Raw genomic sequence first — 12,758 nt, 5'->3', positions numbered from 1 at the left:
CGCCCCAGATTCACGCGCGCGGCTTCATCAGCACTTTGATCGAATCGAGCGAGTTCGCGATCCTGATCGCTTCGTCCCATTCTTCCAACGAAAAGCCGTGCGTGACGATGCCCTTCGACGTAACGAGTCCGCGCGCGAGCAGATCGATTGCGATCGGATAGCAATAGGGCCCAAGATGCGCGCCGCGCACGTCGAGTTCCTTGCGATCGCCGATCACCGACCAGTCGAGCGTCGTATCCGCGCCGAACACCGAGAATTCGACGAAGCGCCCGAGCTTGCGGATCAGGTCCATCCCCTGATTCACCCCAATCGGCACACCCGTCGTTTCGATATAGACGTCGCAGCCGTAGCCGTCCGTCAGTGAATGGATGATCGCGAGCGCGTCGTCCTTCCGAGGATTGATCGTCACGTCCGCGCCATATTCGCGCGCGAGTGCGAGCCGTTCTTCGACCAGATCGATCACGACGAGCTGCTTCGGCGTCTTCAGATGCGCGACCTGCGTCATCATCAGACCGAGCGGCCCCGCGCCCGCGATCACGACCACGTCGTCGAGTTGCAGATCGCCGCGATTGACCGTGTGAATCGCACACGCGAGCGGCTCGATGATCGCGGCGTCTTCGAGCGAGATGCCGTCGGGAATCTTGTGGACGATCGCGGTCGGCGGAATGCGCATGTACTCGGCCATGCCGCCGTCCGCCACCTCGCGCTGAAAGCCGAAGATGTTGTGCACTTCGCACATCCAGTACTGACCGGACTTGCAGTAGCGGCACTTGCCGCACGGTACGATCTGCTCGGCGATCACGCGCTCGCCCTTCTGCACGCCGAAATGCTCGGCCGCGCCTTCGCCCAGTTCCTCGACATAGCCGAAGAACTCGTGGCCCGGAATCACCGGCGCCTTGACCCACGGGCTCGGGCCGCCCCAGAACATCTTCGCGCCCGAATGGCATTTGCAGTCGCTCGCGCAGATACCGCACGCGGCGATGCGGATCACGAGTTCTTGCGCGCGCGCGCGTGGTTTCTGAACCTGCTCGACGCGATAGTCTTTCGGTGCATGACAGACGATGGCGGTCATGTTCTGCTGGTCGGATTGAGTCGTCATTGCATGGTCCTGCGAAAAGAGGATGTGGGGAAGACAGCGTTACTTTCTGCGGTCGCGGCTGATATAGATTGCGAGCAGAATGATTCCGCCCTTGATCACGTTCTGCACGTACGGATTCACGCCGACCATGTTCAGGCCGTTATTCAGGACGCCGAGTAACAGCGCGCCGATCAGCGTGCCGATGATCGAGCCGCGTCCACCGGAGATCGACGTGCCGCCCATCACGACGGCGGCGATCGCGTCGAGTTCGAAACCGACGCCCGCGTTCGGCTGGCCGCTCATCAGGCGCGCGGTCAGCACGATCGCGGCGAACGCGGACGTCAAACCCGCGATCGTGTAGACGATCAGCTTCACGCGCGCCACACGCACGCCGGACAATCGCGTCGCCTGCTCGTTACCGCCGATCGCATACACATAGCGGCCAAACGGCATCCGTTCGAGCAGCACCCACGCGATCAGATAGATCACCGCCATGATCACGACCGGTGCCTGGACGCCGAGAATCTTGCCGCTGCCGAAGAAGCTGACCCAGTCGGGCAGACCGTCGATCGGGTAGCCGCCCGTGTAGATCAGCGCGAGGCCGCGCGCGATACCCATCGTCGCGAGTGTGACGATGATCGGCGGCATCCCGGCGAACGCGACGAAAAAGCCGTTGACCGCGCCGAAGCCGAGACCGACCGCAAGGCCGACCGCAAGCGCGGCCACCCCATTCATGCCGGCGACCATCAGCCCGGCCGACAGCGTGCCCGAAAGCGCCATCACCGAGCCGACCGACAGATCGATGCCGCCCGTCAGGATCACGCAGGTCATGCCGACCGCGATGATCGCGTTGATCGACACCTGGCGCAGGACGTTCTCGATGTTCGCGGCCGACAGAAAGCTGTCGCTCGCGAACACCATCACGATGCAGACGACCAGCAGGCCGATGAACGGATAGAACAGTGTCGAGCGTTTCAGCGCGGCCCACGTGAAGCGCACCGGCGCGCCCGGCGTGTCGCTGTTGACACTCGATGTTTTCGGCGAAGAGAAAGGATTAGGCATGTTCATGAGAGGCTCCGAGCGAACCGGCGGTCGCATAGGTCATCACGGCGTTCGATTCGATCGCGTCGCCTTCGAGCAGCGCTTCGATGCGGCCCTGCCGGAATACGGCGACGCGGTCGCACATGCCGACGATCTCCGGCAACTCGGACGAGATCATGATGATCGAGTAGCCGCGCGCGGTCAGTTCGCGCATCAGCAGATAGATTTCGGCCTTCGCGCCGACGTCGATGCCGCGTGTCGGTTCGTCGAAGATCAGGATGTTGGTGTGGTGATTGAGCCAGCGCGCGATCACGACCTTCTGCTGATTGCCGCCCGACAGCGTCGCGACTTCGGTGTGCATCGTTGGGGCCTTCACGCCGACGCGCTTCATGATGTCGGCGGTCGCGCGCGCTTCGCTACGTTGGTCGATGAAGAAACGTAGCGACCGGTACTTGCCGAGGTTGTTGATCGAGATGTTCTGCTTGATCGAGAACTCGGTAATGAGCCCTTCGGTCTTGCGGCTCTCGGGCAGAATGCCGACCCCCGCGCGCAGCGCATCGGCCGGGTCGGCGAGCTTCGCGGCCGCGCCGTTGACGCGAATTTCCTTCGCGTACGCACGGTCCGCGCCGATCACCGCGAGCGCGGTCTCGGTGCGCCCCGAACCGACGAGTCCCGCGAAGCCGAGAATCTCGCCCTCGCGCAGCGTGAAGCTCAGCTCGGGGCTGTCTTTGAACAGCTGCAAGCGCGCGACGTCGAGCACGACCTTCGCGCCGGCGCGCGGCGTCGGCTTCGGCGGAAAACTGCTTTCGATGCGGCGTCCCACCATCATCTGCACGAGCCGGCTCACGTCGGATTGCGCGACCTCGGTCGTGCCGACGTACTGGCCGTCGCGCAGCACCGTAATGCGGTCGCACACCTCGAAAATCTCTTCGAGGTGGTGCGAGATGAAGATCATCGCGACGCCCTGCTGCTTCAGCTCGCGCATGATCGTGAACAGATGCGCGGCCTCGGCGGGCGTCAGCGTCGCGGTCGGTTCGTCGAGAATCAGCACGCGCGCATCGAGCGACAACGCCTTGCCGATTTCAACGAACTGCTGCTGCGCTACTGACAGTTCCCGGATCGCCACCGACAGATCGATCGCTACGCCAAGCCGCTCAAAAATCCGCGCCGCCGCGCGCCGCATGCTGCCGCGTTCGAGCAGACCGAAGCGATTGCGCAATTCACGGCCGAGAAACATGTTCTCCACCGCGTTCAGATACGGAATCAGGCTGAACTCCTGAAACACGATAGCGACGCCCGCGGCCACCGCGTCGTGATAGTTCGCGAAGTGGCGTTGCTCGCCGTCGAGCGTGATCGTGCCTTCGTCCGGCTGGTAGATACCGCACAGAATCTTCATCAGCGTCGACTTGCCCGCGCCGTTCTCGCCGAGCAGCGCGTGAATCTCGCCGCGCGCGATCTCGAGGTGAATGCCTTGCAGCGCCTTCACGCCGGGAAAGCTCTTGCTGATGTTGTCGAGCTTCAGAATCGTGTCCATCGCATGTTCCTGTGCCGCGCGCCGCCGCGCATGATCCGCACGCGCGGCAGCCTGCGCCTGCGTTACCAGCTGAAGCCCTTGGCGTTGCTCTTGTCGATCATCTTCACGTCGACCGGAATCGCTTTCGGCACATTGGCGCCCCACTTCTTCGCGAGCGCGATGCCGAGCGCGATGCGCACCTGGTCGGCCGGGAATTGCGCGGACGTCTCGACGAATTTCGAATTCGGCTTCTGGATCGCGGCGATTGCTTCCGGTGCGCCGTCGACGCTCGTCAGCTTGATGTCCTTGCCCGACGATTCGATCGCCGACAGCGCGCCCATCGAGCCGCCGTCGTTCACGCTGAACACGCCCTTCAGATTCGGATGCGCCTGGATCATGTTCTCGGTGACGGACAGCGCGGTCGCGCGTTCCTGCTTGCCGTTCTGCGTATCGACGAGCTTCACGCCCGGCGACTTCGCGAGCGCCGCCTTGCAGCCGCGCACGCGTTCGAGAATCGGCACGACCGGAATGCCGTCGAGAATCGCCACTTCGCCGCTGCCGCCGATCGACTTCGCGAGGTAGTCGCACGCCATCACGCCCGCGTCGTAGTTCTTCGAGCCGACGAACGAATCGACCGGACCGTTCGCGTTCGCATCGACCGCGACCACGACGACGCCCGCCTTCTTCGCCGACGTGACCGCCGACTGGATGCCGGTCGAGTCGGTCGGATTGACGAGCAGGATGTCGATCTTCTTTTGCAGCATGTCTTCGACGTCGCTGACCTGCTTGCTGACGTCGTGATGCGCGTCGGTGACGACGACCGTCGCGCCGGTCGACGCGGCCGCGTCGTTCAGCGCTTTCTGCATCGTCACGAAGTACGGGTTGTTCAGTTCCTGAAACGTCATGCCGATCTTCAGCGGCGCGGCCTGCGCGGTCTGCGCGGCCGACACAGCGACTAGCGACAAACCGAACGCGAGCGCGGCGACACGGCGCGCGAACATCATCGAAGGGTTGAGCGAAAGAGTCGACGGCTTCATGGTTGTCTCCATTTTTTGAAGTGAGCACGCCCCCTCGCGCTGTGGGCGCACAGCGCGATCGATGCGTGTTGAAACGCGAGTGGAATAAAGCTGTGTACTACCGGATGGGCACTACGTGACCGGGTACGCGACGCCGCTACGCGGCAAGCCCGGCGCGAGCACGATCGCCGGCGCGTTGTCGATGCCCCTGCCATGCGCGGCCGCTTGCTCGGAAGCATCGCGGCTCGCATCGTTCAGTTGCTGATAACGGCGAAACGTCGACGGCGCCATGCCCTTCATCGCAAGAAACTGCCGGTTGAAATTCGACAGGTTGTTGAAGCCCGCCTTGAAGCAGATGTCGGTCACGCTCAGTTCGTCATCGGTCAGCAACTGGCACGCGAGATTGATGCGCATGCGGTTCACGTACTGCACGAACGGCAGCCCGGTATGGCGGCGGAAATATCGCGAAAACGCGCTGACGCTCTGGCCGGCGAGTTGCGCAAGCTCCGACTCGCGCAACTCGTTCGCGAGGTTCTTGCCGATATACGCGAGCACGTGATTGATGCGGGTCGCCGCGAAGCTGGTCGGATCGGCCTGATAAGCGGGACTTGCGAGGGTGTCGCGATCCGGCGCGTTGATCAGGATCTCGAGCATCGACATGAACAGCACGAGCCGGCGCAGCCCGCGCGCCGCGAGCAGTTCGAGAAAGAGCGGCTTGATCTGCGCGGATGTCTCCAGACCGAACGACAGGCCGCGACGCGCATCGGCGAGCAGCGCCTCGACCTGACGCCACTCCGGAAAACTCTCGAGACAGTTCGCTACGAACTCCTGGCCGAATTGCACGACCAGATTGCGCTGCGCGACGCTCTCGCCTTCGGGCACGTCGCTGACCCAGTTGTGCGGCAGGTTCGGCCCCATCAGCACGAGGTTGCCGGGCGCGAAGCTGCCGATGTGATCGCCGACGAACATCTTGCCGGTCGTCGCGACGATCAGATGGATTTCGTACTCGGGATGAAAGTGCCAGCGCACCGTGCGATACGGATAGCCATGCGACCACACTTTGAACGATTCGTCGTGGCGTACGGCCACGATTTCGAGATCAGGTTGCACTGTCTGCCTCCATGAAGCGGCGCGCGGGAGGCGCCGCCGATCTTGATCTTGTAAAGCGAAAAGTAACCGCCAAACGCGTTGGCGACCACTTTAAAAGAAACCGCGGACCGATACTTTTTTGTATTCGGGTTAGCCCCGACGCGCGCACGGTCAAATTTGATGCAATGCAATATGAGAGGCGCGACTCGTTTTCTCGCCTCGGGCGCTCGTCGCTGCCGCCGGCGCATCGCCCATGCCGCGCTGCGCCATCAAAAGCCCGCCCCTTGCCTTGACTTTCGTTTCTCCGGGTACGATCATTCGCTCACATACAGAGCAAATGCTCTGCACGTACAGAACGCGCGCCGCGAGCGCCGCGGACAAGTTTTTGGAGACACAACATGAACAGCGGGCAAGGCAGCGGCGCGGCCGCACACGTGATCCTGCACATCGGCGCGGGATCGTTTCATCGCGCGCATCAGGCGTGGTATCTGCACCGGCTGAACGAAGCGAGCACGGCCGGCGAGCCGCGCTGGTCGCTGAGCGTGGGCAATATCCGCGGCGACATGAACCCGGTGCTCGAAGCGCTCGCCGCGCAGAACGGCGTCTACACGCTCGAAACCGTCACGCCGCAAGGCGAGCGCGCCTACGAGACGATCCGCTCGATCGAGCGCGTGCTGCCGTGGAGCGAAAGCCTCGACGGGCTGATCGAAGCGGGCGCCGATCCGGCTTGCAAGATCATCGCGTTCACCGTGACCGAAGGCGGCTATTACCTCGACGAACACGACCGGCTCGACACCGCGAATGCCGATCTCGCCGCCGACCTCGCCGGCGGCCACACGACGATCTACGGCGCGCTCGCGGCGATTCTCGACGCGCGCGTGAAGCGCGGCGCGGGACCCGTCACGCTGCAGACCTGCGACAACCTGCGCAGCAACGGCGAGCGCTTTCATGCGGGCATGAGCGAGTTTCTCGAACGACGCGGCGCGAACGAACTCGCGCAATGGTTCGACGACAACACGTCATGCCCGTGTTCGATGGTCGATCGCATCACGCCGCGTCCGACGCCCGACGTGCGCGAGCGCGTGAAGGCCGCGACCGGCGTCGACGACGCGAGTCCGGTGATGGGCGAGGCGTTCATCCAGTGGGTGATCGAAGACCGCTTCATCGCGGGACGGCCGGCCTGGGAGAAGGTCGGCGCGGAACTCGTCGATTCGGTGCTGCCGTACGAGGAAGCGAAGATCCGCATTCTCAACGCGACGCATAGCTGCATCGCGTGGGCGGGCACGCTGGTCGGCCTGAACTACATCCACGAAGGCACGCTCGATGCCGACATCCGCCAGTTCGCGTACGACTACGTGACCGAGGACGTGATCCCGTGTCTGACACCGAGTCCGCTCGATCTCAAACGCTATCGCGACGTCGTGCTCGAGCGCTTCAGCAACCCGCATATCCTCGACACGAACCAGCGCGTCGCCGCCGATGGCTTCTCGAAGTTGCCCGGCTTCATCGCGCCGACACTCGCCGAATGCTTCGAGCGCGGCGTCACGCCGGCGGCGACCGCGATGCTGCCCGCGTTGTTCTTCCGCTTTCTGGAACGCTGGCACACGGGCAAGCTGCCCTACGCGTATCAGGACGGCGTGATGGAAGAGCGCGTCGCGCACGCCTTTTTCACGGCGCCCGATCCGCTGCGCGCGTTCGCGGCCGACCGGCTGCTGTGGGGCGGCATGGCGCAGACGCCCGAGCTCGAAGCGGCGCTCGCGGGCGCGCTCGCGCGGGTCGACGCATGGCTCGCCGAACGCGGCGCGACTAGCCAGGCTTAATGCGCATGACAGCGCGCGCGATGAACCGCTAAAGTAGCGCATCCCCAACGACGAAGGTTTCGCTCCCATGTACCTAGGCATCGACCTCGGCACGTCCGAAGTGAAAGTTCTGCTGCTCGCCTCCGACGGCCGCGTGATCGGCACCGCAGGCTCGCCGTTCACCGTTTCGCGTCCGCACCAGCGCTGGGCCGAGCAGAATCCCGAAGACTGGTGGGCCGGCACGCGCACGGCGCTCGCCGCGTTGCGCGCGCGTCATCCCGACGAATTCGCGCAGATTCGCGGCATCGGCCTGTCGGGGCAGATGCACGGCGCGGTGCTGCTCGACACGGAAAACCGCGTGCTGCGGCCCGCGATCCTGTGGAACGACATGCGCAGTGACAAGGAGTGCGCGGAGCTGACCGAGCGCGCGCCGGATCTGCACAGCGTCGCCGGCAATCTGGCGATGCCCGGTTTCACGGCGCCGAAGCTGCTGTGGGTCGCACGTCACGAGCCGGAGATTTTCGCGAGGACTGCCTGCGTGCTGCTGCCGAAAGACTATCTGCGCCTGCAACTGACGGGCGGCAAGGTGTCCGATCCATCGGACGCGGCCGGCACATTGTGGCTCGACGTCGCGAAGCGCGATTGGTCCGATTCGCTGCTCGCTGCCTGCAACATGACGCGCGCGCAGATGCCGGCGCTGCGCGAAGGCAGCGCGCCGGCCGGCACGCTGCTGCCGGAACTCGCGCGCGAATTCGGCCTGCGCGACGGCGTGATCGTCGCGGCCGGCGGCGGCGACAACGCAACCAGCGCGATCGGCATCGGCGCGACGCAACCGGGCGACGGCTTCGTGTCGTTGGGCACCTCGGGCGTGCTGTGCGTGGTCGGCGACAGCTTCCGCCCGAACCCGGCCTCCGCCGTGCACGCGTTCTGTCATGCGATCCCGGACCGCTGGCATCAGATGAGCGTGGTGCTGTCGGCGGCGAGCTGTTTGCGCTGGGTCTGCAAGCTGACGTCGACCGACGAGCCAACGCTGCTCGCCGAAATCGAGGCGCTGCCCGCCGAGGCCTTGACCACCGCGCCGCTCTTTTTGCCGTATCTGTCGGGCGAGCGCACGCCGCACAACGACCCCTATGCGCAAGGCGTATTCTTCGGCATGACTCACGCAACCGACCGCGCGCTGCTCGGCTACGCGGTGCTCGAAGGCGTGACGCTCGCGCTGACCGACGGCCTCGACGCGCTGCGCGCGGCCGGCACCGAGGCGAAGGTGTTGTCGCTGCTCGGCGGCGGCGCACGCAGCGACTACTGGGCCCAGTTGCTCGCCGATGCGCTCGACACCGTCACCGTCAAGCACGGCGGCGGCGAAACCGGCGCGGCGCTCGGCGCGGCGCGTCTCGGCTGGCTCGCCGCCGGTGGCGAGCCGGCCACCGTGCTGACCAAGCCGCCTGTCGAAAAGGAGTTCACACCGAATCCGCGTCGCCACGCGCAATTGCGCACGCGACTCGAAGCGTATCGCGCGCTGTATCGCCACGTACGGCCGCTGTTCGATCCCGCGCGCGCACCGCTCGCCTGAGCGTCAACCGCGGCCGGCCCGCGCGACAGACGCGCCGCCGGCCGCTATCATCGGCGCACTTCAACCGAAACCTCATCGTGCCCAGGTCCACAGAAAAACTCGATCTCGCCACACGCGCCGCGTGGCTTTATTACGTCGCGGGCAATACCCAGAACGAAATTGCCGAGAAGCTGCAGGTATCGCGGCCGGTCGCGCAGCGGCTCGTCGCGTTCGCGGTCGAAAAGAACCTGATCCGCGTGCGGGTCGATCACAAGCTCGCTGATTGCCTGTCGCTCGCCGATCAGCTGTCGAAGCGCTATGGCCTCAGCATGTGCGAGATCGTGCCGATCGACGGCGATACCTCCGAGGAAGTCGACCGTAAGCTCGCTGTGGCCGGCGCGCAGGTAATGGAGCGCTATCTGAGCGAGGAAAAGCCGATGGTCGTCGCGGTCAGCAGCGGCCGCACGCTGAAGGCCGCGGTCGATCAGATCGCGCAGCTAGACCGTCCGCAGCATCGGCTGGTATCGATGGTCGGCGCGATCGCGCAGGACGGCTCCTCGAACCGCTACGACGTCGCGCTGCACATTTCCGAAAAGACCGGGGGCAAGCATTTTCTGCTGCCCGCGCCGCTGCTCGCCGACAGCGAGGCCGAGCGCGCGCAGTGGTGCAATCACCGTCTGTACCGGATCGTCGAATCGCTGTCGGCGCAGGCCGATGTCGCGTTCGTCGGCATCGGCAACATCGGCATGACCTGTCCGTTGCACGAGGACGGCTTCATCACGGAAGGCGAGGTGAACGAGCTGATGCACAACGGCGCGGTCGCCGAAATGCTCGGCCTGCCAATCGATGCGGCCGGCGCACACGTCGAATCGCCGACCGGCCGGCGCGTGACGAGCATCGCGCTCGACACGCCGCCGCGCCGGCCGACCATCGGCTTCGCGGGCGGGCAGCGCAAGCGCGAGGCGCTGATCGCGGTGCTCAAGGGGGGATGGTTGTCGGGGCTCGTGACCGACGAGGTGTGCGCGCGGGCGGCGTTGGAGGCGTGAAACGGTGCCCGCAGAAGAAGCGGGCGCGATCGGTGTAGACGCGCCGTAAGTTGGCGTAGCCGAGAGTCTTACTCGCTCGGGATCTGCTTCAACTCCATAAGAAGCGAGGCGGTCGTGTGACCTCACAGGTCTGGCGAACAATCTTGGCCGTAAGCCTCCTCAAATGCCTCGTCCAGGTCTGGATGTTCGCCCTTGAATCGCTCTATCTCGGACAGCATCCTTTCATGCGCGTCCACAGGCGTCCCCTGTTTGTAGCATTCAACGACCTCCGCGAGTGTGTCTCCTGAAAGGTCGTAATCCTGATTGAGGTAGGCTCCGAAAAAATGACCAAGCTCTGGATAAGTTGACTGATTTTTCATGACTTAACTGAAGACGTCAAATTAATCTTCATCTTCAAGCCAGATACAGAAATATCGCCCATCCCCACTACTTATCACAATACCTGAGTCAAAGGTCGAGCCCGTAAGACCATTCCACGAATCCGATGACGGTGACTCCTTGTTTGAAAAATACCTACTTTCTTTTGATTCATTTTCAGAAATTATTTTTTCAGCAAGCTCTTCCGCTTTACTCCTGCCCATGCATTCACAATCATAAGCCTGCCCTTTCCATAGCAGGTTCGTGAGAATAGCAATGGCCCCGGCTCTATCATGGCGCACCAGCACCGCCTCATCTTGAGTCAGGCCGAATTTGGACAGTACCAGGGACAGGTCATTTGAATAGTCCAGTACATTGGAAATTCTAACCATCGTTGGGCCTCTCGCCGCGAGGATATCCGCGATTAAACTCATTTTCACTTCCCTAAATTAGGCATCCAGATAAGCGGTGAGAATATAGTATGGCATTCCATTGTATGTTCGCCTGCATCGTCTCCGAGATGGCCCATTCCGCCGCACCAATATTCGCAAATGACGAGACCCGATCTCGCCACGGTTCCTTCAACAATCTCTCTGACAATGGTGCCTCAGTGCGCCCCACATGTTTCAGCAGCGTGTGCCCGCCAATCCCGCTACCCGCCTTCGCTTCGCGCATCATCAAGTTGATCCGGCCCAATGTGATCTCGGACGCCCGCACTGCCTCGATCGATCCCGCCACGCCTGCCGACACTGCGATATCGAGCGACAAGCCGATATTGTTGGCCATGTCGGGGCTGGCCTTCATGGTTTCGGCCAGCTTCGCCGCACCGCGTTGGATCAGCGTGGAGGAATCTCGCCCGGTCCAAACCTGTCGCAGACCTGCTGCTGCGGTATCCGAGCCATGCACGCCAAACACAATGCACCCGGCCTTGCTTGCCATCGTCGGCTCTGGCAGCACGCATAACGCACCCGCGCCGACCATTTCCAATCTCCGCCGACAACCTGCAAACCGCCCCATAACCGGTTCGAAAGCATCTCAGTCTGGCTAATCGACTGACGAACCAGAACGGCCGCCATTTGCGGGGCGCTCAGTACGACGCGGACGCCGTCTGACTCATTCACCTGTGACATGCAAAAAGTCGTCTTCTTTTTTTTCGGACTTTCACATTAACCGGTGGATTCACTGTCCGGCTATGGGCGAAGGATGATTCGGAGAGAAGGGGAAAGTCTGGTGTAGCGGCCCGCTGTAGTGATGCAGGACAGGATATGACCGGAAAATCGCGGCGTGCGTGATGTTGCGCCTAGTCCCGCCCGATGCAGAACAGGTCCGTGCATCGAGCTACGGAAAATTCGGAGTCGTCCGAATCTTGAGAGATGGTCAGCAAGGCAGCATCGAAGCCCCATAAAAACATAAGAGGGTTTCTATATGCCCGGTGCCGATAACACCGAAGGAGTGAAGGTTGTACTGAGTGCTCCGCAACTCGCGGCCGTGCTATCCCGCCAGTCGATCAGCCAGACGGAAATGCTTTCCAACCGGATTTGGGGCGGTCTGCAGGTTGTCGGCGGCGTGCTGGAAATGGTCGGTGCGGGTGCCCTCTGCGTTTTGCCGGAACCGACGATGGCGAGCAAAGCCGGCTGTATCGTGTTCGGAGTACATGGCTCCGACTCGGCGGCGGCTGGCTTGCGGCAGGTCTGGACTGGTCAGGACACGGCCACGCTGACCCACCAGGGCACGACGAAACTCGCTGAAGCGATGAAGGCGAGCCCTGACATGGCGAACAATATCGGCCTGTCGCTCGATATCGCCGTGCCATTCGGCTTCGCTGGCTCGATCAGGGCCGCACGCGCAGCGCGTGTCACGATGGGCCGGATTAACCTGCAAATGCACGAGGCAAAAGCGGGCAGCCGGATCGGTGGACATACGCTTTTGAAACATGTCGGGAGGACTGAAGCGCAGTTGCGGGAGAGGCTCAGGCTGGAGTCGGAAAAGAAAGTAGTTTCGTCTTTCGTAAATCTCGAGGAAGCGGAGTGGGCTATATCGGAAACGATGCGCGCAAATGCCTTGCAGATTCACGCATGGACAAAAGCAGCACCAAACCGGGTTTTGACGCTGAGAAAGGACGTTGGAAGAAAAGTAGGATACGCATTGGTCAGGAAGACCGACAGGTTGGTAGATAGCAGTAAAGTGGAGGTTGTCTTGAAGTACGGGGCGTATAACGGGATGCCGTACTACATCCTCACTGCTATGCTCGATAAGTGATTGGTGGGTAT

11 protein-coding genes and 1 pseudogene are annotated in these 12,758 nt (G+C 62.9%); 4 read left to right on the top strand and 8 right to left on the bottom strand.

What is annotated here, in order from left to right:
- Nucleotides 1-10 precede the first annotated feature (10 nt).
- From OKW30_RS21945 to OKW30_RS21925, 5 genes are all read right to left on the bottom strand, one after another.
- Nucleotides 11-1,099: an alcohol dehydrogenase catalytic domain-containing protein gene (locus OKW30_RS21945; RefSeq protein ID WP_429347547.1), complete on the bottom strand. Its 1,089-nt coding sequence runs from the start codon at nucleotides 1,097-1,099 to the stop codon at nucleotides 11-13.
- A gap of 39 nt (nucleotides 1,100-1,138) precedes the next feature.
- Nucleotides 1,139-2,146 (bottom strand): ABC transporter permease, encoded by a 1,008-nt coding sequence (locus tag OKW30_RS21940; protein WP_429347546.1) that lies wholly within the window; start codon nucleotides 2,144-2,146, stop codon nucleotides 1,139-1,141.
- Nucleotides 2,133-3,653: a sugar ABC transporter ATP-binding protein gene (locus OKW30_RS21935; protein WP_429347545.1), complete on the bottom strand. Its 1,521-nt coding sequence runs from the start codon at nucleotides 3,651-3,653 to the stop codon at nucleotides 2,133-2,135. Before OKW30_RS21935 ends, OKW30_RS21940 begins: the two co-directional genes overlap by 14 nt.
- Before the next feature lie 62 nt (nucleotides 3,654-3,715).
- A complete protein-coding gene (locus OKW30_RS21930; RefSeq protein WP_184023041.1) occupies nucleotides 3,716-4,669 on the bottom strand; it encodes a substrate-binding domain-containing protein in 954 nt (317 codons plus the stop codon).
- 111 nt (nucleotides 4,670-4,780) lie between these two features.
- On the bottom strand, nucleotides 4,781-5,758 hold the full coding sequence (locus OKW30_RS21925) for an AraC family transcriptional regulator (RefSeq protein ID WP_429293861.1): 978 nt from the start codon (nucleotides 5,756-5,758) through the stop codon (nucleotides 4,781-4,783).
- A gap of 377 nt (nucleotides 5,759-6,135) precedes the next feature.
- Between OKW30_RS21925 and dalD the strand changes: the two genes are divergently transcribed.
- The 3 genes from dalD (at nucleotide 6,136) to OKW30_RS21910 (ending at nucleotide 10,131) form a co-directional block, all read left to right on the top strand.
- Entirely contained in the window at nucleotides 6,136-7,557 is a 1,422-nt protein-coding gene (gene dalD / locus OKW30_RS21920) for a D-arabinitol 4-dehydrogenase (RefSeq protein WP_429347544.1), read from the top strand.
- Between the two features lie 67 nt (nucleotides 7,558-7,624).
- Nucleotides 7,625-9,106 carry a xylulokinase gene (gene xylB / locus OKW30_RS21915; RefSeq protein WP_429347543.1) on the top strand — a complete coding sequence of 494 codons (1,482 nt, stop codon included), beginning with the start codon at nucleotides 7,625-7,627 and terminating at the stop codon, nucleotides 9,104-9,106.
- A 77-nt stretch (nucleotides 9,107-9,183) separates the two neighbouring features.
- On the top strand, nucleotides 9,184-10,131 hold the full coding sequence (locus OKW30_RS21910; protein WP_184066452.1) for a sugar-binding transcriptional regulator: 948 nt from the start codon (nucleotides 9,184-9,186) through the stop codon (nucleotides 10,129-10,131).
- Between the two features lie 122 nt (nucleotides 10,132-10,253).
- Here the strand turns inward: OKW30_RS21910 and OKW30_RS21905 are convergent, their stop codons facing one another.
- The 3 genes and pseudogenes from OKW30_RS21905 to OKW30_RS21895 form a co-directional block, all read right to left on the bottom strand.
- Nucleotides 10,254-10,490: a contact-dependent growth inhibition system immunity protein gene (locus OKW30_RS21905; protein WP_184023036.1), complete on the bottom strand. Its 237-nt coding sequence runs from the start codon at nucleotides 10,488-10,490 to the stop codon at nucleotides 10,254-10,256.
- A gap of 21 nt (nucleotides 10,491-10,511) precedes the next feature.
- A complete protein-coding gene (locus OKW30_RS21900; protein WP_429347542.1) occupies nucleotides 10,512-10,922 on the bottom strand; it encodes a hypothetical protein in 411 nt (136 codons plus the stop codon).
- A gap of 64 nt (nucleotides 10,923-10,986) precedes the next feature.
- Nucleotides 10,987-11,618, bottom strand: a pseudogene (locus OKW30_RS21895) (RNase A-like domain-containing protein); the annotation flags it as partial.
- A gap of 295 nt (nucleotides 11,619-11,913) precedes the next feature.
- Here OKW30_RS21895 and OKW30_RS21890 point away from each other — a divergent pair.
- Complete coding sequence (locus OKW30_RS21890; RefSeq protein WP_429347541.1) at nucleotides 11,914-12,747, top strand: RNase A-like domain-containing protein; 834 nt, start codon at nucleotides 11,914-11,916, stop codon at nucleotides 12,745-12,747.
- The last annotated feature ends 11 nt before the right edge of the window (nucleotides 12,748-12,758 follow it).

It is taken from the genome of Paraburkholderia sp. Clong3 (assembly GCF_050436485.1).
In the GTDB taxonomy this organism is placed as follows: domain Bacteria; phylum Pseudomonadota; class Gammaproteobacteria; order Burkholderiales; family Burkholderiaceae; genus Paraburkholderia; species Paraburkholderia tuberum.
Note: the sequence above shows the minus strand (reverse complement) of the source record. Positions and strands in the feature narration are given on the sequence as shown.

Excerpts from the sequence above, each read along its gene's own strand:
- OKW30_RS21945 (WP_429347547.1), bottom strand. The coding sequence starts at position 1,099 with ATGACGACTCAATCCGACCAGCAGAACATGACCGCCATCGTCTGTCAT.
- xylB (WP_429347543.1), top strand. The coding sequence starts at position 7,625 with ATGTACCTAGGCATCGACCTCGGCACGTCCGAAGTGAAAGTTCTGCTG.
- OKW30_RS21900 (WP_429347542.1), bottom strand. The coding sequence starts at position 10,922 with ATGAGTTTAATCGCGGATATCCTCGCGGCGAGAGGCCCAACGATGGTT.
- OKW30_RS21905 (WP_184023036.1), bottom strand. The coding sequence starts at position 10,490 with ATGAAAAATCAGTCAACTTATCCAGAGCTTGGTCATTTTTTCGGAGCC.
- OKW30_RS21930 (WP_184023041.1), bottom strand. The coding sequence starts at position 4,669 with ATGAAGCCGTCGACTCTTTCGCTCAACCCTTCGATGATGTTCGCGCGC.
- OKW30_RS21935 (WP_429347545.1), bottom strand. The coding sequence starts at position 3,653 with ATGGACACGATTCTGAAGCTCGACAACATCAGCAAGAGCTTTCCCGGC.
- OKW30_RS21890 (WP_429347541.1), top strand. The coding sequence starts at position 11,914 with ATGCCCGGTGCCGATAACACCGAAGGAGTGAAGGTTGTACTGAGTGCT.
- OKW30_RS21940 (WP_429347546.1), bottom strand. The coding sequence starts at position 2,146 with ATGAACATGCCTAATCCTTTCTCTTCGCCGAAAACATCGAGTGTCAAC.
- dalD (WP_429347544.1), top strand. The coding sequence starts at position 6,136 with ATGAACAGCGGGCAAGGCAGCGGCGCGGCCGCACACGTGATCCTGCAC.